Annotated in this window: 16 protein-coding genes; 6 read left to right on the top strand and 10 right to left on the bottom strand. The window is 61.7% G+C overall.

The window, feature by feature from the left end:
* Positions 1 to 52 precede the first annotated feature (52 nt).
* The 4 genes from guaD to xdhA are packed head-to-tail and all read right to left on the bottom strand — an operon-like array spanning position 53 to position 5,934.
* Positions 53 to 1,342: a guanine deaminase gene (gene guaD, locus ACTZWY_RS16415; RefSeq protein ID WP_444791787.1), complete on the bottom strand. Its 1,290-nt coding sequence runs from the start codon at positions 1,340 to 1,342 to the stop codon at positions 53 to 55.
* Between the two features lie 13 nt (positions 1,343 to 1,355).
* Positions 1,356 to 2,174 (bottom strand): xanthine dehydrogenase accessory protein XdhC, encoded by an 819-nt coding sequence (gene xdhC / locus ACTZWY_RS16420; RefSeq protein WP_444791788.1) that lies wholly within the window; start codon positions 2,172 to 2,174, stop codon positions 1,356 to 1,358.
* Positions 2,171 to 4,486 (bottom strand): xanthine dehydrogenase molybdopterin binding subunit, encoded by a 2,316-nt coding sequence (xdhB, locus tag ACTZWY_RS16425; RefSeq protein WP_444791789.1) that lies wholly within the window; start codon positions 4,484 to 4,486, stop codon positions 2,171 to 2,173. Before xdhB ends, xdhC begins: the two co-directional genes overlap by 4 nt.
* Positions 4,483 to 5,934 (bottom strand): xanthine dehydrogenase small subunit, encoded by a 1,452-nt coding sequence (gene xdhA / locus ACTZWY_RS16430; protein WP_444791790.1) that lies wholly within the window; start codon positions 5,932 to 5,934, stop codon positions 4,483 to 4,485. Before xdhA ends, xdhB begins: the two co-directional genes overlap by 4 nt.
* A gap of 140 nt (positions 5,935 to 6,074) precedes the next feature.
* Here xdhA and ACTZWY_RS16435 point away from each other — a divergent pair, with 140 nt between their 5' ends.
* Complete coding sequence (locus tag ACTZWY_RS16435) at positions 6,075 to 7,019, top strand: LysR family transcriptional regulator (protein ID WP_444791791.1); 945 nt, start codon at positions 6,075 to 6,077, stop codon at positions 7,017 to 7,019.
* On the opposite strand, the gene galE is transcribed toward ACTZWY_RS16435, so the two are convergent.
* Positions 7,007 to 8,008, bottom strand: coding sequence for a UDP-glucose 4-epimerase GalE (gene galE, locus ACTZWY_RS16440; RefSeq protein WP_444791792.1), 1,002 nt, complete (start codon positions 8,006 to 8,008; stop codon positions 7,007 to 7,009). The genes ACTZWY_RS16435 and galE overlap by 13 nt on opposite strands.
* 238 nt (positions 8,009 to 8,246) lie before the next feature.
* On the opposite strand from galE, the gene ACTZWY_RS16445 reads away from it, so the two are divergent.
* Positions 8,247 to 8,822 carry a nitroreductase family protein gene (locus ACTZWY_RS16445; protein WP_444791793.1) on the top strand — a complete coding sequence of 192 codons (576 nt, stop codon included), beginning with the start codon at positions 8,247 to 8,249 and terminating at the stop codon, positions 8,820 to 8,822.
* A gap of 58 nt (positions 8,823 to 8,880) precedes the next feature.
* Here the strand turns inward: ACTZWY_RS16445 and ACTZWY_RS16450 are convergent, their stop codons facing one another.
* Both ACTZWY_RS16450 and mce read right to left on the bottom strand, forming a co-directional pair.
* Positions 8,881 to 9,147 carry a DUF1467 family protein gene (locus tag ACTZWY_RS16450; RefSeq protein ID WP_444791794.1) on the bottom strand — a complete coding sequence of 89 codons (267 nt, stop codon included), beginning with the start codon at positions 9,145 to 9,147 and terminating at the stop codon, positions 8,881 to 8,883.
* Positions 9,147 to 9,551: a methylmalonyl-CoA epimerase gene (gene mce, locus ACTZWY_RS16455; protein WP_444791795.1), complete on the bottom strand. Its 405-nt coding sequence runs from the start codon at positions 9,549 to 9,551 to the stop codon at positions 9,147 to 9,149. The genes ACTZWY_RS16450 and mce overlap by 1 nt, the downstream gene beginning before the upstream one ends.
* Positions 9,552 to 9,715: 164 nt before the next feature.
* On the opposite strand from mce, the gene ACTZWY_RS16460 reads away from it, so the two are divergent.
* Positions 9,716 to 10,414 (top strand): response regulator transcription factor, encoded by a 699-nt coding sequence (locus tag ACTZWY_RS16460; RefSeq protein ID WP_444791796.1) that lies wholly within the window; start codon positions 9,716 to 9,718, stop codon positions 10,412 to 10,414.
* 159 nt (positions 10,415 to 10,573) lie between these two features.
* Here ACTZWY_RS16460 and ACTZWY_RS16465 read toward each other — a convergent pair whose 3' ends face one another.
* The 3 genes from ACTZWY_RS16465 to ACTZWY_RS16475 all read right to left on the bottom strand — a co-directional run bounded on the left by ACTZWY_RS16465 (position 10,574) and on the right by ACTZWY_RS16475 (position 14,756).
* On the bottom strand, positions 10,574 to 11,827 hold the full coding sequence (locus tag ACTZWY_RS16465; protein WP_444791797.1) for a DNA polymerase IV: 1,254 nt from the start codon (positions 11,825 to 11,827) through the stop codon (positions 10,574 to 10,576).
* A gap of 42 nt (positions 11,828 to 11,869) precedes the next feature.
* A complete protein-coding gene (locus ACTZWY_RS16470) occupies positions 11,870 to 13,846 on the bottom strand; it encodes a serine hydrolase (protein WP_444791798.1) in 1,977 nt (658 codons plus the stop codon).
* A 205-nt stretch (positions 13,847 to 14,051) separates the two neighbouring features.
* On the bottom strand, positions 14,052 to 14,756 hold the full coding sequence (locus ACTZWY_RS16475) for an HAD family hydrolase (protein WP_444791799.1): 705 nt from the start codon (positions 14,754 to 14,756) through the stop codon (positions 14,052 to 14,054).
* A 116-nt stretch (positions 14,757 to 14,872) separates the two neighbouring features.
* On the opposite strand from ACTZWY_RS16475, the gene clpS reads away from it, so the two are divergent.
* Genes clpS through ACTZWY_RS16490 form a run of 3 tightly spaced genes read left to right on the top strand, consistent with a single transcriptional unit; the run spans position 14,873 to position 17,111 of the window.
* A complete protein-coding gene (gene clpS, locus ACTZWY_RS16480; protein WP_444791800.1) occupies positions 14,873 to 15,199 on the top strand; it encodes an ATP-dependent Clp protease adapter ClpS in 327 nt (108 codons plus the stop codon).
* A gap of 13 nt (positions 15,200 to 15,212) precedes the next feature.
* Positions 15,213 to 16,277 (top strand): class I SAM-dependent methyltransferase, encoded by a 1,065-nt coding sequence (locus ACTZWY_RS16485; RefSeq protein ID WP_444791801.1) that lies wholly within the window; start codon positions 15,213 to 15,215, stop codon positions 16,275 to 16,277.
* 12 nt (positions 16,278 to 16,289) lie between these two features.
* Positions 16,290 to 17,111 (top strand): SDR family NAD(P)-dependent oxidoreductase, encoded by an 822-nt coding sequence (locus tag ACTZWY_RS16490; protein WP_444791802.1) that lies wholly within the window; start codon positions 16,290 to 16,292, stop codon positions 17,109 to 17,111.
* The last annotated feature ends 228 nt before the right edge of the window (positions 17,112 to 17,339 follow it).

The raw sequence follows: 17,339 nt of genomic DNA on the forward strand, positions 1-17,339 counted from the left end.
CCCACAGCCCCGCTGCCCCACGACGCCACGCCTGCAAAACGCGCAGCATTTGTCAGCCCGCCTTTTGGGGTTTCCCCGCGATATAGGTTTGCACAACCGCGCGGTCATCGCCCATCACTTGCAGGGCAAACAATTCCTCGGTCAGGGTGGTGGCGCGGTCCATGCGCTGGGCTGTGGCAGGGGTGGCGCGGGCGTTGAGCACAACGAAATCGGCCTCGGTCCCCGCGTCCAGCGTGCCGATGCAATGCTCCAGCCCAAGCGCCACCGCATTGCCGCGCGTGATCCAGTGAAAGGCGCGCAGCGGGTGCAGGCGCTGGCGTTGCAGTTGCAGCACCTTGTAGCCCTCGGCCAGGGTTTGCAGCATGGAATAACTGGTGCCGCCGCCAATGTCTGTTGCTATCGCAGTCACCAAACCGGCAGCGCGCAACTTCGCGTCATCAAACAATCCGCTGCCCAGAAACAGGTTGGATGTCGGGCAAAAGACGGGCTTTGCGCCTGCATCTGCAAGCACGCCTGTTTCGCGGTTGGACAAGTGAATCGCGTGGCCCAGCAATGATTTCGGCCCCAGCAACCCGTAGCGGGCGTAAATATCGGTATAATCCACGGCATCGGGGTAAAGCTGGCAGGACAGCGCAATTTCGGCGTGGTTTTCGCTAAGATGGGTCTGAATGTAACATTCGGGGTGTTCCTGCGCCAGCGCTTGGGCTGCCGCCATCTGGTCGGGGGTGGATGTGATGGCAAAGCGTGGGGTAATTGCATAGGCCAGCCGCCCCTTGCCGTGCCAGCGCGCAATCAGGGCCTTGGTGTCATCATAGCCCGATTGCGCCGTGTCGCGTAAGGACTCGGGCGCGTTGCGGTCCATCATCACCTTGCCGGTGATCAGCCGCATGTCACGGCGCAATGCCTCGGCAAACAGCGCCTCAGCAGAGGTCGCATGCACGGACGCATAAGCCACTGGCGTGGTCGTGCCATGATCTGCCAGCCGGTCCAGAAAGGCGCTGGCCATGGCCGCACACAGCGCGGGGTCACCATACCGTGTTTCTTCGGGAAAGGTGTAGTCGTTCAGCCAGTCCAGCAATTCCGCAGCCCAACTGGCGATCACCTGCGTTTGCGGGAAATGCAGATGTGTGTCGATGAAACCGGGCATAACCAGATGCGGGCGGTGGTCGATCACTGCCACATCAGGTGCGGACATTTGGGCGAATTCACCCATGTCGCGGATCATGCCGCCCTCAATCAGCAGGGCGCCATCTTCGATGTAGCGAAAACTGGCGGTGTCATCGCCGCTTTGGGGTTCGCGCAGAAAGGTCAGCAACCGCGCGCGGATCAGGGTTCGGGTCATGCTTGGGCTTTCGTCATAGCGCGGCAGCGGCCCCGGCCTGAACCGGGGTGACCGCGCGCAAGGCCGTGATGATTTCCTGCGCGGTCATCAGCGCAATCACTTCGGGGCGCTTGTCGCCAAGGCCCGCCGCGCCAATGGGGCAAACCAGCGCGTGGCTGTCTGTGCCTGCGCCGTGGTCACGGGCGAAACGGTCAAACCGCGCGCGTTTGGTGGCAGACCCGATCAACCCGACATAGGCCGCATCCTTGCGGCGCAGCGCGGCCAGTGCCAGCAGGAAATCCAGCCCGTGGTCATGGGTGGCGACAATGAACGCACTGGCGGGTGGCGCGGTGGCAATTTCCGCTTCGGGCAGGGGGGTCAGGCGGGTTTGCACACCCTTGGGGGCTTGGGCCAGTTCCGTGGCGCGGGTGTCAACAAGAAAGGTGTCACAAGGCAAGGTTGCCATGATACGCGCCAAGGCGCGGCCCGCATGGCCCGCGCCCAGTATCAGCACATGCGGGCGCATGGCCCCTTGCAGACGCGCAAGATGGGCCGCGCGCGCGCTGTCGCCAAGGCGCGCAAGGTCTATGGAAATACGCCCGCCGCAGCATTGGCCGATTTCCGGCCCCAGCGCGATATCAAGCGTGGCGCGCATTTCACCTTGCGCCAGCATGTCGCGCGCGCGGCCCAGCGCCTGCCATTCCGCTTGCCCGCCGCCAACAGTGCCCGCCATGCCCTGCGCGGTGATGAACATTTCCGCGCCCACCTCGCGCGGGCTGGACCCTTGCACGCGGGAAATGCGGGCATGGATCACGGCGGCGGGGCCGCTTAGAATGTCGTGCGCCCCCCTCATGCGCGCGCCCGCAACCGTTCAACCGCCATCAACACGCGTTCGGGTGTGGCAGGCGCATCAAGGCGGGGGCAGATGCGGTAATCTGCGACTGATGCCACGGCCATGCCGATGGCTTCAAACACCGAAATCGGCAGCATAAAGGGGGGTTCCCCCACGGCTTTGGATCGTTTGATCGTGGGTTTCACATTTTCGGACCAATCCGCCAGCCGGACATTGAAAATGCGCGGCCGGTCAGACGCCAGCGGGATTTTATAGGTCGATGGCGCATGTGTGCGCAACCGGCCCGTGTCATCCCAGACCAGTTCTTCCGATGTAAGCCACCCCATGCCTTGCACAAACGCGCCTTCAACCTGCCCGATATCCAGCGCGGGGTTCAGCGACCGGCCCACATCATGCAGCACATCGGCGCGGTCCACACGGGTTTCGCCGGTCAATGTGTCAATGCTGACTTCCGAACAGGCCGCGCCATAGGCGTAATAATAGAAGGGCTGGCCCCGCCCCTTGGCGCGGTCCCAATGAATTTCCGGTGTTTTGTAAAACCCCGCTGCTGATAACTGGATGCGCGCCATATAAGCGGCCTTGACCAGATCATCAAAGCCGACGTTTTGCCCGCCCACGGCCACTTTCCCGCGTTGGAACTGCACAGTATCGGCGGCAACGCCCCAATGGCCAGCCGCAAATTCCGCCAGCCGCGCCTTGATCTGGTCGCAGGCATCAAGGGCGGCCATGCCGTTCAGGTCTGTCCCGCTGCTGGCAGCCGTGGCCGATGTGTTGGGCACCTTTTCAGTGGTGGTTTTGGTGATCTTGATACGCGATATCTCAACACCGAAGGCGTCCGCCACCACCTGGGCTACCTTGGTATACAGGCCCTGTCCCATTTCGGTGCCGCCATGGTTCAGATGGATTGACCCGTCATTATAGACATGCACCAAGGCACCGGCCTGATTGAACCATGTCGCGGTAAAACTGATCCCGAATTTCACCGGCGTCAGGGCAATGCCCTTGCGGATGATGCCGCCCTGCGCGTTCCAGTCCAGCACCGCACGCCGCCGCGCCTGATAGTCGCAGGATTGTTCCAACTCATCCACCAGCCGCGTCAGGATGTTATCCTCGACCGTTTGGTGATAGGGGGTCACATCCGCGCCATCGCGGTAGAAATTGGCGCGGCGCACTTCCAGCGGGTCACGGCCCAAGGCATAGGCGATTTCTTCGATCATGCGTTCGGCGGCAATCACGCCTTGGGGGCCGCCAAAACCGCGAAAGGCCGTGTTGCTGACCGTATTGGTCTTGATCGGGCGCGACCGCAGGCGCACATCAGGGTAGAAATAGGCGTTGTCAGCATGAAACAGCGCGCGGTCCGTCACGGGCCCGGACAGGTCCGACGACCAGCCACAGCGCGCGGCAAACACGCCGTCCACGGCCAGAATGCGCCCCTGATCATCGAACCCCACATCGTAATCAATGCGGAAATCATGCCGCTTGCCGGTGATTTCCATGTCCTGATCACGGTCCGGGCGCAGCTTGACGGCGCGGCCCAGTTGTTTGGCGGCCAGCGCGGCAATGACGCAAAACAGGTTCATCTGCGTTTCCTTGCCGCCAAAGCCCCCACCCATGCGCCGCACATTCACCACCACGGCATTTGCAGGCACACCCAGCGCATGGGCGACCATATGCTGCGCCTCGCTTGGGTGTTGGGTAGAGGCGAACAGCGACACGTCGTCATCTTCGCCGGGGATGGCCAGCGCGATTTGCCCTTCCAGATACATGTGGTCCTGTCCGCCCACGCGCATGCGCCCCTGAATGCGGTGCGGGGCGCTGTCCAGCGCCGGGCCAACCTGCCCGCGTTCCAGTGTCAGCGGCGCTGTCACATCGGGATAGGCGGCCTGTTCGGCCGCATCAATATCGCACGCATGCGGCAGGGGGGCATAGTCAATGCGGGCCAACAGGCATGCGCGCCGCGCAAGGTCGCGGGTTGTGGCCACCACGGCAAAGACGGGCTGGCCATGAAACTGGACCAGCCCTGTGGTGAAGACAGGTTCATCCTTCAGCCCGTTGGACGAAATGTCATTGCAACCCGGAATGTCATTTGCGGTCAGCACCGCCACCACGCCCGGCGCGCGGCGCACGGCGTCCAGATCAAGGGTGGTGATATGGCCATGCGCAATGCCTGCCGTGCCGATACAGGCATGCAGGCAGTCGGCGGGTTCGGCAATGTCATCGGTATATTCGGCACGGCCCGTGACATGTTTTATGGCGCTGTCATGATGCAGGTCCTGATGCGCGGCGCCGGCTATGGGGGCGGTGTCCTTCATATCGCATCCTCCAGTGTGGCGGGGGTGCCGTTTGCGTCCAGCCAGAAACGCGTGAACAGGTTTTGCGCGGCCAGCATGCGGTATTGCGCACTGGCGCGCATGTCTGACAGGGGCGTGAAATCCTGTGGCAGGGTGTCTGCCGCGCGCTGGAAACTGTCCATGGCGAAGGGCTGGCCCGTCAGGGCGGCTTCGGCATGTGCCGCGCGTTTCGGCGTTGCGGCCATGCCCCCGAACGCCACGCGCGCGCCGGTGATGGTGCCATTTTCAACAGTCAGGGCAAACCCCGCCGCCACGGCGGAAATATCTTCATCCCGGCGCTTGGAAATCTTGTAGGCGGCATGCAGGGTGTTTGGCGCAGCTTTGGGCAGGATGATCTTTTCGACGAATTCGCCCGTGCGCAGGTCTTGTTTGCCGTAATCCAGAAAATACGCTTCCAGCGGAATTTCGCGCTGGCCTGACGCGCAGCGCAGCACCACCCGCGCCCCCAGCGCGATGAAGGCAGGCGGCGTGTCCCCGATGGGCGACCCATTGGCGATATTGCCCCCCAGCGTGCCCATGGCGCGCACCTGCCAGCCTGCGATCCGGTCCCAGTAGCGCCCCATATGCGGGAAATGCTGGCACAGGGGAACATGGGCCTGCGCATAGCTGACCATGGCCCCCAGATGCAGGGCATCGCCGGTGTCTTGAATGTCGCGCAAGTCATCCAGATGACCGATAAAGACCGCTAGCGGCAGGTCGCGCAGGAATTTCGTGACCCACAGGCCCACATCAGTGGCCCCTGCGATGATGCGTGCGTCGGGGTGCTGCGCCAGAATATGGGCCAGATCATCGGTAGTGGCGGGCAGAATGGCACGGCTGCCCCCCTTCTGGACATCCACGCGCGCGCCGTCCTGCCAGTCGCGCAGGGTTTGCGCCACGCAGGCGCGTTCGGCCAGAAGCGGATCGGATGTGCCATAACTGCCCATCGCCAGCCCCGCGCGGATGATGGGCGCGTAGCCGGTGCAGCGGCACAGATTGCCTTGAAGCGCGCGGTCCAGCTCCCGCTCGGACGGGTTGGGGCTGCGCATCCACAGCGCATACAGCGCCATCACAAACCCCGGCGTGCAAAACCCGCATTGACTGCCGTGATGGTCAACCATCGCCTGTTGCACCGGATGCAGCGCGCCATCATGCCCGCGCAGATGCTCGATTGTTACAACATGGCACCCGTCACATGACGCCAGCGGACGAATGCAGGCATTCACGGGGTCATATTCCAGACCGTCCGCCCCCATGCGCCCCACCAGAACTGTGCAGGCCCCGCAATCGCCTTCGGCGCAACCTTCCTTGGTGCCGCGCAGGCGCTGCTCAAGGCGCAGATGGTCCAGCAACATATCGCTGGCCGCAACCGCTGTCAGGCTTACGGGGCGGTCGTTCAGCAAGAAGCGGATCTCCTGACGATGGGGCATTTGGGACCTTCGGTTTTGAAAGGGTGTCGTCTTGTTAGATATTCGCTTATTCCCACTTTCAACGAAACAGGTAAAACGGTTAGACTGTTTCAACGGTTTGTTGGCAAATCTGCTGCAAATCAGGGCAATCGGGGGCGAAAATGTCCTATCTGGAAGCGCTGCGCGTTTTCGTGCGGGTCAGTGAACTGGGGTCCATCACCTCAGGGGGGCGGGATTTGCGCCTGACGCCTGCAGTTGCCAGTAAACGCATCAAGGAACTGGAAGCGCGCCTTGGGGTGCGGCTGTTCAACCGCACGACCCGTAAACTGATGCCCACGGAAATAGGCCGCGATTTCTATGAGCATGCGCGCAAGGTCATTACCGCGCTGGAGCAAGCAGAAGCGGCGGTTGCGGGCCTGTCGGGCCAGCCGCGCGGGGCCATCCGCGTGACGGCACCGCTTGGGTTGGGGCGGGCGCTGATTGCCCCGCTGGCGCAGCGTTTCGCCGACAGCTACCCCGAAATACGCCTGAACCTGCGGCTGTCCGACCGGCGGGTTGATATTGTCGAAGATCAGATTGATATGGCCTTCGTTCTGGGTATCTTGCCGGATTCCAGCATGAAACAGCGCAAGATCACGGACGCGCCGCGAATTTTGGCTGCAAGCCCCGCCTATTTGGCACGGCGCGGCACCCCGCTGGCCCCCGATGATTTGCGCGGCCATGAGTGCCTGTTGCTGCGCTATCCGCGCTCGCCGGAATATTTCTGGACATTGCAAACACCTGACGGGCCGCTGCGGCTGGACCTGCAAGGCCAGCTTGATTGCGATGATGCCGATGTTCTGGTCGATTGGGCGCTGCAGGGGGCGGGTATTGTCAACCGCCCGCGCCATGAACTGGCGCAATACCTGCGTTCGGGCCAGTTGGTTGACCTTCTGCCCGAAACCCCGCCTGAACCTGCCATTTTCGCCTGTGTCTATCCGCACCGGCGCCAGCAAGACCCGAAAATCAGGTTATTTGCCGATTTCATGGTGACAGAATGCAAGGCCGCCATGCGCGCGCGTGAACAGGCGGGTGGGGGCTGGCATTCGCACGATCAGCGCGAATAGCCCCCTGTCTGATACCAGCGCCATGCATCTTCGATCATTTGTTTCAGCGAGGAGCGCTGCGGCACCCAGCCCAGTTCCTCAATGGCGCGGCGGCTGCCTGACACAAGCGCTGCCGCATCGCCAGCGCGGCGCGGCCCGAAGCTGTGGGGCACCTTATGGCCGGTGCCCGCACGACATTGGCGAATAACCTCGGCCACGGAAAACCCGACCCCCGTGCCAAGGTTGAACACCCGCGACCCTTTTTGCGCAAGAAGCCATTCCAGCCCCAGAACATGGGCCTGCACCAGATCCATGACATGCACATAATCGCGAATGCAGGTGCCGTCATGTGTGGGGTAATCATCGCCATTGATGACCAGCGCATCGCGCGCGCCGGCCGCCGCTTCGATCATGACGGGAATCAGATGGGTTTCGGGTTGGTGCCATTCGCCCACTTCGGCGTCAGGGTCCGCACCAGCAACATTGAAATACCGGAATATCACAGAATTCAACGCATGGCTGGCCCCGAAATTGCGCAAGATATCCTCGACCGCGCGCTTGGATGCGCCATAGGCGTTCAGCGGCAGTTGGGGCGTGTTTTCGTCCAGAACCACCCCGTCATGGTCCCCGTAGGTGGCGCAGGTAGACGAAAACACCATGTTGCGGCAGCCTGCGGCCACCATCGCTTCGATCAGGTTCAGCGACCCGCCGACATTGTTGCGCCAATACAGGCCGGGATCGCGCGATGCCTCGCCCACCTGGCTAAGGGCGGCAAAATGCATCACGGCCACGGGTTGGTATTGTGCAAACGCCGCATCAAGGGCAGCGCGGTCCAGCAAATCGGCGGTAACAAGCGGCCCGAACTTGACCGCTGCCGCCCATCCTGTGGACAAGTTATCAAAGGTTACCGGCCTGTAGCCAGCCCGTGTCAGCAATTTACACGCATGAGAGCCGATATAGCCCGCACCACCAGTCACCAGAACATTTGGGGTATTCTTAGTGCCGTCCATAAAAAAAACCTTTCCGAAATGCGGAGGGATCGCGTGTTCGGTTCTGGTGTAAAATTTGCCTCAATGAAAGGGCACGGGGTGTTTTTATCGGTGTTTGCCTGAAATTTGCATTCCATCCACGGCAAACCCTGCGCAACGCTGTCGCCCTGATATGCATCTGCATATGAAAGTGGCGCCGGGGCGCTTTCCACTGGGCGCAGACAGGGTTATGTGTCCCCCTCATACTTGGGAAGGTGACATGATGAATACAGATCCCGCCGTCATGGCATTCTTGCAAACGCGCCGTTCGCGCCCGGCCAAGCTGCTGGGGCTGCCGGTTCCAGACCGCGATACCCTGATGGACGTGCTGACAGCGGCTTCGCGGGTGCCTGACCATGGCAAGCTGGAACCCTGGCGTTTTGTGGTGCTGGACAGGGCGGCATGTGCGCGGGTGGCGCAGATGATTGTCGCCCATGGCACGGCCAAAGCGCTGGACGAGGACAAGATCACCAAGGCCAGCACGACGTTTTCGCAGGCGTATCTGGTTGTCACCGTCGTGGCCAGCCCCAAGCCGTCTGACAAGGTTCCGGTCATCGAACAGACCCTGACCGCAGGCGCCGTATGCCTTGGGGTGGTGAATGCAGCGCTGGCCAGCGGATTCGGGGCGAACTGGCTGACGGGCTGGGTGGCGCATGATGCGGAATTTGCCCAGCACGTGCTGGAGATGTCACCAGATGAATGGGTTGCAGGGTTTATTCACATCGGGACCGCATCGTCCCAGCCGCCAGAACGTCCCCGCCCCGATGTTGCGGCCATCACGCGGTTTGTGGATTAGGGGTTCTGCATCAGGCGGTAGCTGTGCGCCGACTGTGCCAAGTGGCGCTTCCGAACAGCTATGCCCCGCGCGTGAGTCCTTCGATCATATCCATGGTGATGATCCCTGATAGAATCACCGCAGAAATAAGCACAAACGCCCCTGTTGCAATGGCGGTCACTATCTTGACCTTGCGCATCATCTGCGCATCATCTGGCGCCGAGGATGGCGTGCCCGGCACCACCTCGCCTGCCTCGCCTTGGGTTTTCATGCGAAAGGGCAGGACCAGAAACAGGGTCATGAACCATATGACGCCATATAACGCGATTGCGGACATGATAGACATCAGACTTGCTCCAGTTCAACCAGACAGCCGTTGAAATCCTTGGGGTGCAGGAACAAAACCGGTTTGCCATGCGCCCCGATCTTCGGTTCCCCCGTGCCCAGGACACGCGCGCCGCTGGCTTTCAGTTTGTCGCGTGCGGCAAGAATATCCTCGACCTCGTAACAGATATGGTGAATTCCCCCGGCGGGGTTCTTGTCCAGAAACCCTTGAATGGGGCTGTTGTCCCCCAGCGGGTAAAGTAATTCGATCTTGGTGTTGGGCAAGGTGATGAACACCACTGTGACCCCGTGATCGGGTTCATCCTGCGGGGCACCGACCGTTGCGCCCAAAGTGGCGCGATATTGCGCTGCCGCCGCTTCCAGATCCGGCACAGCGATGGCGACATGGTTCAGGCGTCCGATCATGGCAATTCCCCAGCGTAACAATGTTGCGCAGGGTTATGCGTGTGAATTGCAGTTGATGCAAGGGGCGCTGTGCCGCAGGTCTTGCCGCATGGGCCGGGATCTTCACCCAATATTAGGCAATTTGCGGTGAACTGCAGGTCTTCAGCAGAAGACGGGAGAAAGCGATGAACACGTCTGACCGAACAGCAACAGCACAGTGGAAAGCGGTGTCTGCAATGGTGCCGCCCCGTCAGCATGCGCAGGGCGGAACCCTGCTTCTGGTGGAAGACAGCCATGTTGCCAGTGATTCGATACGCCTGATGTTCCGTGGCGCGGGTGCAAGGCTGCGGCGTGTCGATAGTTTGCGCGCGGCACAGCAACATCTGGACCTGTATACACCTGATGCGGTTATCGTCGATATTGGCTTGCCGGACGGGTGCGGGCTGGACCTGATTGCCGAACTGGACCGGCGCAGGCCGCGTGTCGGGTTGATTGTTGCAACATCCGGGCAACCGGACCTTGCTGATTCGGCGCTGGATGCGGGCGCGGATCATTTTCTGCCAAAACCCATCGCCAGCGTGCAGGACTTCCGGGGCATTCTGGCGCCGGTATTCTTCAATCTGCGTCATCATAACGCCGCCATGCCCACCCCTACCCATGATTCGGCAGCGCTGCGCGATGATGTCTATATGGCGTGTGACCTGTTGCAGGGCAGCAGCGCGGGCGCACAACGCGCCTATGCGCTGCAATTCATTGACGCGCTGGGGCGCAGTCTGGGCGATAGCGCGCTGATGTCCGCAGTGGGTGCCGCGCGCGAAAGCGGGCGCGTGACCGAGCTTGCCTTGATGCTGCGCCAGCGGTTGCGCGACCAACCCATGATTTGAAGGCGACAGACGCGCATGCGCGGTGGTGGTGGCACAAAGGCAGCGGCCCGCCCCGGCAGTCACACAACCCACCATAGCCCAGTTTGGGCGGCTATATCATGCGGGCGCATTTCATTTTTGAACACTGCATATTTGCCGCTGCGCATGAAATTTCTGTCCTCAGCGCAGGCTTCGGCCCCTGATGACCGCATCAGGCCCAAACCGCGCGCGCAGCGTATCCATGGCACGTTCGGCGCGCGCGCGCCCTTCGGCGCCGGGATCCAGCAGGTCGGGGTTGAAGCCCGCGCCGCTGTCCTGCCCAAGGTCTGAAAGTCCCACGCCCAACAGCCGGAACGGCCCTTTGTCAAATGCCTGCATCAGCAGCGGCGCGGCGCTGCGATAGATGACATCGGCCAGACAGGTCGCGCTGTGCAAGCTGACGCGCCGGGTCAATATGCGGTGGTCGGCACGCTTCAGTTTCAGTGTGACCACCAGACCGGCCAGCCCCTTGGCCTTGGCGCGGCTGGCCACTTGGTCGGATAGGCGCCACAAATGCCCCTGCAACCTGTCCAGATCGTGCAGATCCCGCTCGAAGGTGGTTTCCTTGGATATGGATTTCACATTCGGGTCGCGGCTGACAGGGCGCGTGTCCTGCCCCCGTGCCAGATTCCACAGCCGCAACCCCATTGCGCCGAAGCGCGCCACCAGATCAGGTTGGTCCCAGCGCAGTAAATCGTCAATGGTAGCGATGCCCGCCTGCGCCAGTTGTCCGCGCGTGGCTGCCCCCACCCCCCAGATCATGCCCACAGGTTTGCCCCGCAAGAAGCTTTCGGTGCCCGCGCGCGAAATCACCGCAAAGCCGCGCGGTTTGTCCAGATCTGAAGCAATTTTGGCCAGAAACTTGTTATGCGACAACCCGATGGATGCAGACAGGCGCAGGTCTGTTTCCATACGGCGAATCAGGCGCGCAAGGGACACGGCAGGGGCCATGCCATGCAGCCGCGTTGTGCCGGTCAGGTCCAAGAATGCCTCGTCCAGTGACAGCGGTTCAATGGCGGGGGTCAGGTCTTCCATCATTGCGCGAATTTCACGCGATGCGGTGGCGTAAGCGTCAAATCTGGGCTTCACAACAACCGCTTCTGGGCAAAGCTGCAATGCCTTGAACATGGGCATTGCGGACCGCACCCCGTGAATGCGCGCGATATAGCACGCTGTTGTCACAACGCCGCGCTGTCCGCCCCCCACGATGACAGGCTTATCGCGCAAGGCGGGATTGTCGCGCTTTTCGACGCTGGCATAAAATGCGTCGCAATCCATATGCGCGATGTTCAGGTCCAGCAATTCAGGGTCCGCCACAATGCGCGGCGAATGGCAGGCCGGGCAACGCGGGCCTGCATCAAAGCATGTCAGACAGTCACGGCACAACGCGGGCATAGCGGCAGTATAGCGCGGGTCATATCACCAAGGCCACCACCTTCATGGGTGGGCGATGGTGCAATCCATCCCGCGCGCGGACAGGCGCAGGCAGGCGCGTTCGGCCTCAGTGGCGGTCAGGCCCGCGAAACTGGCCTCAAACCGCCCGCTGGTTTGACGAATGCGGCTGATTCCGTTGCCCAATGCCGCCGCTTCGGCCATTTTCACCGTGATAATTCCGCGTTCTGCGGCATTGCGTGACGTGAATTCGCCAAGCGATACCCCCCACAGCCGCCCCCCGTCGGATGTGGACACACGGGTGACGATTTCGGGGTTGGCAGCGGCAGCGCTGGCTTCGCTGACTGCAGCGATGGCACGCGCCTGACTGTCACTGCCCGGCTGTGCGGCGCTGGTCAGAATGATGGTCTGGCGCGGTTGTGCGGGTTCGGGCGCGTCGACCATTTGGGGGGGCGGTGCCAAGGTGTCCTGCGCCATGATCTGGGCCGCGCCGCCCGGTGTTGGGGTATACAGATCATCAAGTGTGGTTTGTGGGGCGTCGGGTGCAAACCCTGTCAGCAACATTGTTTCAGCGGCCCCAATCCAGATGGTGTCGGATTCGGTTTCGGGCGCGAGGTCCTGATCAAGCGCGGCTGTTTGCGGGGGGACCAGTGTTTCTGGGCGCGCGGGCGGGGCGTCAACAAACGCAGTGTCTGTGTCAACTTCCTGTTGGGGTGCGGTCGCAGTGTCATCCAGCGCGGCCAGGTCATCGATATGGGCAATGGTAAAGCCAGCAGCTTGCGCTGCAGCAAGATCGGGGGTTGGCGTGTCTGCGGGTGTGTCGGGGGTATCCGTCAGGGCCTCGGGCGCGCCGAAATCTTGGGGGCGGGCGGGCGGTGTCACTGTTGGGGTTTCGGGGGCCAGTGCTGCAACAGCCATTGTGGTGGAGGCTTCTTCGACAGCCGGGGCTGCCTGTGCCTGTGTGGCCGCCGCAATCTGGGAAACGGCGGCTTCCACACCGTCGCGCAGCGCGATCAGCATGTCCGGCGACGGTGCATGTTCGGGGCGGGGCTGCGGGCGCGGGCTGGTGCGCACTGCCGTTTGCAACCGGATTGTGCGCGCGGATGCGGGCCTGTCGCCGCCGCCTTCGGGGGCTTGGGCAACGGCAACTGCGCCGCGCCCCCTGTAGGCGGGGGTTGCAGGGGCGCGGGTGGCAACGCGTGCGCCCGCGCGGTTGAACCCGATATCCAGCAATTCCGCCACATGGGCGTTGCGGGCCGCTGTTGATGACCCGCCAAACATGGTTGCAATAATGTGCTTGCCGCCGCGCTCGGCAGAAGCGGTCAGGTTGAACCCAGCGGCACGGGTATAGCCAGTCTTGATGCCGTTTGCGCCCGAATAGGCATCGAGGAAACGCCGGTTGGTGTTGGGCACAGTGGCCACGCCTGCATGGTCACTGCGCCGGGAGAAGATGTTGAAATACTGCGGGTAGTCGAAATACAGCTGACGGCCCAGAATGGTCATGTCGCGCGCTGTGGACAAATGGCCCGCTTCGGTCAGTCCATGGGGGTTGCGGAAGGTGGTGTTGGACATGCCCATGGCGCGCGCGGTGGCGGTCATGCGGTCAGCGAATCCTTCGACCGAGCCAGAGATCCCTTCTGCGATGACGACAGCTGCATCATTGGCGGACCGAAGGGCCGCGGCGCGGATCAGGTGGCGCAAGGATATTTTCTGCCCTTCGCGCAGGCCCAGACAGACACAGGCTTGTTGTGTTGCGCGGCGGCTGGTGGTGAACATTGTGTCCAGCGTCACTTCGCCGTGTTTTACGGCCTCGAACGCGACATAAAGCGTCATCATCTTGGTCAGCGATGCGGGGTGCAACTTGGTGTCGTGGTTGCGCGCAAAAATGACTTCGCCATTGCGTGCATCCATCACCATGGCGGCATAAGGTGCTGCAAGCGCGGGCGCAGCGACCAGATAGCCGATCATCAGAATGGAACATACCAATGCGTGACGGATCATCCGCCCGAATCGCGCCTGCATCCTACTGCCTTCACTTTACGCCGCTTTTTTTATGCGGTCTGACTGCTCTGGTGTGATGGTAGCATAATGTCGCCCTTCCGAAAAGTCTGAAGTTTCAACAGGTTTTTGGGTAAACTTCATGTGTTCGCAGGGAAGGTGTTGTGCTTCTGGCAAAGGTTTGTACCACATTTCGAGAGGGCGTGGCCTTTTCGCAGTTGCGCAGCGCTCAGCTTCCGTCAATCCAGCCAATCAAGTCCGGCAGGGCACCCAGACTGGCCAACGCGCGGTATCGCGGGTGTGTCACGGGCGGTTCCGCATATTCAATTTCCCACACTGGCCCATGCGGAACATATACCCCCCAGCCACCGGCCAGAATGGGCGGAATAACATCCGATCGCATGGAATTTCCGACCATCAACGCCGCCTCGGGGCCGTCGCCGTGGTGGGCGAAAATACGGGCATAGGTCTGAGGTGTCTTGTGCGATACAATTTCGACCGCGTCGAACATGTCGCCAAGCCCTGATTGCGCCAGCTTGCGTTCCTGGTCCAGCAAGTCCCCTTTGGTGATCAGCACCAGCCTGTGCGACGGGGCAAGGGCGGCAATCGTGGTTTCCACATCAGGCAACAATTCGATGGGGTGGCGCAGCATGTCCTGCCCTGCGGCCAGAAGTTGGGCAATCACGGATGCGGGCACGCGTTCTTCTGTCACCTCGATTGCGGTTTCGATCATGGACAGAACAAACCCCTTGATCCCGAATCCATATTGCCCAAGGTTGCGGCGCTCCGCGTCCAGCAGGCGGGCCATCAAGCTGTCCTTATCTGTGTAATCTGCCAGCAGGGTGGCGAAATTTTCCTGTGTCAGTCGGAAGAAGCGTTCATTGTGCCACAATGTATCGTCAGCGTCGAAACCAAGTGTTGTGATCCGGCTCATCTGGTCCTGTCTTTGGCTTCGGGGCTTTTCTGTGGCTTCAGTTGCGTTATATTGCCCAGTAATCGCGCCATCCCGCACTGAAAAGGCCAAAATCCCGCATGCGCCATGTTCCTATCATGACAGACCGTGACGACAAGAACGGACCAGACAACGACAGTGCAGTTGTTACCAAAACCCGCACCCGCACCCAACGCCCGCCTATGTACAAGGTCATGCTGTTGAACGATGACTTCACGCCCATGGAATTTGTGGTGCATGTGCTGGAACGTTTTTTTGGCATGTCGCATGCCATGGCCTTTGACATCATGCTGACGGTTCACAAGAAAGGGGTGGCCGTTGTCGGCGTCTTCTCTTATGAGGTGGCGGAAACCAAGGTGGCGCAAGTGATGGATTTTGCGCGCCGTCATCAACACCCGCTGCAATGCACGCTGGAAAAGGAATAGGCGCCGCGCGCCCATGACATACATTCCCCCTGTTCTTGCCGCTGACCCGGCCCCGCGTGATGCACGCCTGACCCTTGCCATGGCCGAAGGGCTGGTGCTGACTGACGGGCCGGTGACTGTGCTGCGCCCGCGCGCAGCCGAACGGTTTGACCCGTTGGATATGTCGCGCCTGCAGGTGGCACAGGGGTTTCGCCCCGACCATGACGCGCTTTTGGCGGCGGGCTATGATGTGACGGTGGCTGCGCGCCCTGCGCCCACGGTTCTGGTCTGTTTGCCACGGTCCAAGGCCGAAGCGTTTGGCCTGATCGCGCAGGCGGCGGGCGCGCTTGGGGCAGAACTGGTGCTGGTGGACGGGCAGAAAACCGACGGGATTGATTCGGTGTTCAAAACCCTGCGCGCCCGCGTTGATGTGGCTGGCGTGGTGTCAAAAGCGCATGGCAAGCTGTTCTGGTTCGACCCGCGCGGCGTGGACCTGACCGATCTGGAATTTCGCCCGATGACGGTTTGCGACCCTGATCTGGGGCCGTTCCAGACAGTGGCGGGTGTGTTTTCGGCGGACGGTGTCGACCCCGCTTCGCAGATGCTGGCGCAGGCCCTGCCCAATGAGTTGCCGGCCACAATGGCGGATCTGGGCGCGGGCTGGGGGTATTTGTCGGCGGCTGTGCTGGCGCGCGACACTGTAAAAACCCTGCATCTGATTGAAGCGGATGCAACAGCCCTTGAACTGGCGCGGGGCAATATCAGCGATGCGCGCGCGCAATTCCACTGGGCAGATGCAACGCAGATTGCGCTGCCCGCGCGTGTGGAAGGGGTTGTCATGAACCCGCCATTCCACGCCGGGCGCAAGGCGCAGCCTGAACTTGGACTGGCGTTTATTGCGGCAACCGCGCGCATTCTGGCCCCCCGTGGGCGGTTATGGATGGTTGCGAATCGGCACTTGCCCTATGAAGGTGCGTTGGCGGCAGCGTTTACGCAGGTGGACATTCTGGTGGAAAACGGCGCGTTCCGTGTCTGGCAGGCAAGTGTCCCAAAACGCATCGGTAAGGGCACGGGCAGCGTGACCCGCCGCAAGCGGTAAAAGGCACATTGGATGAGTTATTCCATCGCAGGTAAGACAGCAATCATCACTGGTGCGGCCAATGGCGTGGGGCTGGCCATCGCGCATCATTTCGTGGGTCAGGGCGCGCGCGTCGTGCTGGCGGACCGGGATGAGGCCAAGCTGAAGGCCGAAGTGTCGAAAATGTCGGGGTCTGATGAACATGCGATCTTCTTTGCGGGGGACCTGCGCGAGCGTCTGACCTTGGCGAACCTGATTTCGGCCACGGTGGATGCGTTTGACAAGGTTGATATTCTGGTGAATGCCACGCGCCAATGTGCGCCCTCTGACCCGTTGGATGACCAAAGCGATGCGGTCGAACAATCCTTGCAGCAAAACCTGCTGGCCAGTTTGAAACTTAGCCAGTTGGTCGCAAAGCGCATGTTGGCGCAGGCCGAAGGGGATGGTGGCGCAGGGGGCAACGGGCGCAACGCAATCGGGTCCATCATCAACCTGTCATCCATTGCCGCGCGCCGGTCCCAGCCCGAATTGATGGCCTATTCGATTGCCAGCGCGGCCCTGGACCAGATGACGCGCGCGATGGCTGTTGCGCTGGCAGGGCAGCGCATTCGCGTCAATGGCGTGGCCCTTGGCAGTGTCATGAGTGCGAACCTGAAAGACAAGATCAGCGCCAATGAAGATTACCGCGACCTGATCGTGCAGCACACGCCCATGCGCCGCATTGGGGCTGCATCCGAAGCCGCCGAGGCCGTGCAATTTCTTGCGTCCGACGCGGCCGCCTTCATGACGGGCCAGATTATCACCATCGATGGCGGGCGCACGCTGATGGACCCGGTGTCTGTTCCGGCGCATTGACGAACATACCATGCCCACCTCCAAGGGGGCGTTTGGCCTTTTGCGGACATTGGGAATGCCCCAAGGCGCGGAATCAAGGGCGCAGCCCGCCGCGCCATCGGCGGGCCGTCCCGCGGCCTGCCGATGACCCGAAGGCGCGCCAAGCGATTGATGTCAGGAGTGTGCCGCCGGGATAAACTGCATTCCTAATATGTGGGATCGGCAGACCCCGGCCCGCCGACAGCGCGG

Source organism: Roseinatronobacter sp. NSM, assembly GCF_052379845.1.
In the GTDB taxonomy this organism is placed as follows: Bacteria; Pseudomonadota; Alphaproteobacteria; order Rhodobacterales; family Rhodobacteraceae; genus Roseinatronobacter.

Bases quoted from the DNA above. Each gene is read 5' to 3' on its own strand.
- guaD (WP_444791787.1), bottom strand. From the start codon at position 1,342: ATGACCCGAACCCTGATCCGCGCGCGGTTGCTGACCTTTCTGCGCGAA.
- xdhC (WP_444791788.1), bottom strand. From the start codon at position 2,174: ATGAGGGGGGCGCACGACATTCTAAGCGGCCCCGCCGCCGTGATCCAT.
- xdhB (WP_444791789.1), bottom strand. From the start codon at position 4,486: ATGAAGGACACCGCCCCCATAGCCGGCGCCGCGCATCAGGACCTGCAT.
- xdhA (WP_444791790.1), bottom strand. From the start codon at position 5,934: ATGCCCCATCGTCAGGAGATCCGCTTCTTGCTGAACGACCGCCCCGTA.
- ACTZWY_RS16435 (WP_444791791.1), top strand. From the start codon at position 6,075: ATGTCCTATCTGGAAGCGCTGCGCGTTTTCGTGCGGGTCAGTGAACTG.
- galE (WP_444791792.1), bottom strand. From the start codon at position 8,008: ATGGACGGCACTAAGAATACCCCAAATGTTCTGGTGACTGGTGGTGCG.
- ACTZWY_RS16445 (WP_444791793.1), top strand. From the start codon at position 8,247: ATGATGAATACAGATCCCGCCGTCATGGCATTCTTGCAAACGCGCCGT.
- ACTZWY_RS16450 (WP_444791794.1), bottom strand. From the start codon at position 9,147: ATGTCTATCATGTCCGCAATCGCGTTATATGGCGTCATATGGTTCATG.
- mce (WP_444791795.1), bottom strand. From the start codon at position 9,551: ATGATCGGACGCCTGAACCATGTCGCCATCGCTGTGCCGGATCTGGAA.
- ACTZWY_RS16460 (WP_444791796.1), top strand. From the start codon at position 9,716: ATGAACACGTCTGACCGAACAGCAACAGCACAGTGGAAAGCGGTGTCT.
- ACTZWY_RS16465 (WP_444791797.1), bottom strand. From the start codon at position 11,827: ATGCCCGCGTTGTGCCGTGACTGTCTGACATGCTTTGATGCAGGCCCG.
- ACTZWY_RS16470 (WP_444791798.1), bottom strand. From the start codon at position 13,846: ATGCAGGCGCGATTCGGGCGGATGATCCGTCACGCATTGGTATGTTCC.
- ACTZWY_RS16475 (WP_444791799.1), bottom strand. From the start codon at position 14,756: ATGAGCCGGATCACAACACTTGGTTTCGACGCTGACGATACATTGTGG.
- clpS (WP_444791800.1), top strand. From the start codon at position 14,873: ATGACAGACCGTGACGACAAGAACGGACCAGACAACGACAGTGCAGTT.
- ACTZWY_RS16485 (WP_444791801.1), top strand. From the start codon at position 15,213: ATGACATACATTCCCCCTGTTCTTGCCGCTGACCCGGCCCCGCGTGAT.
- ACTZWY_RS16490 (WP_444791802.1), top strand. From the start codon at position 16,290: ATGAGTTATTCCATCGCAGGTAAGACAGCAATCATCACTGGTGCGGCC.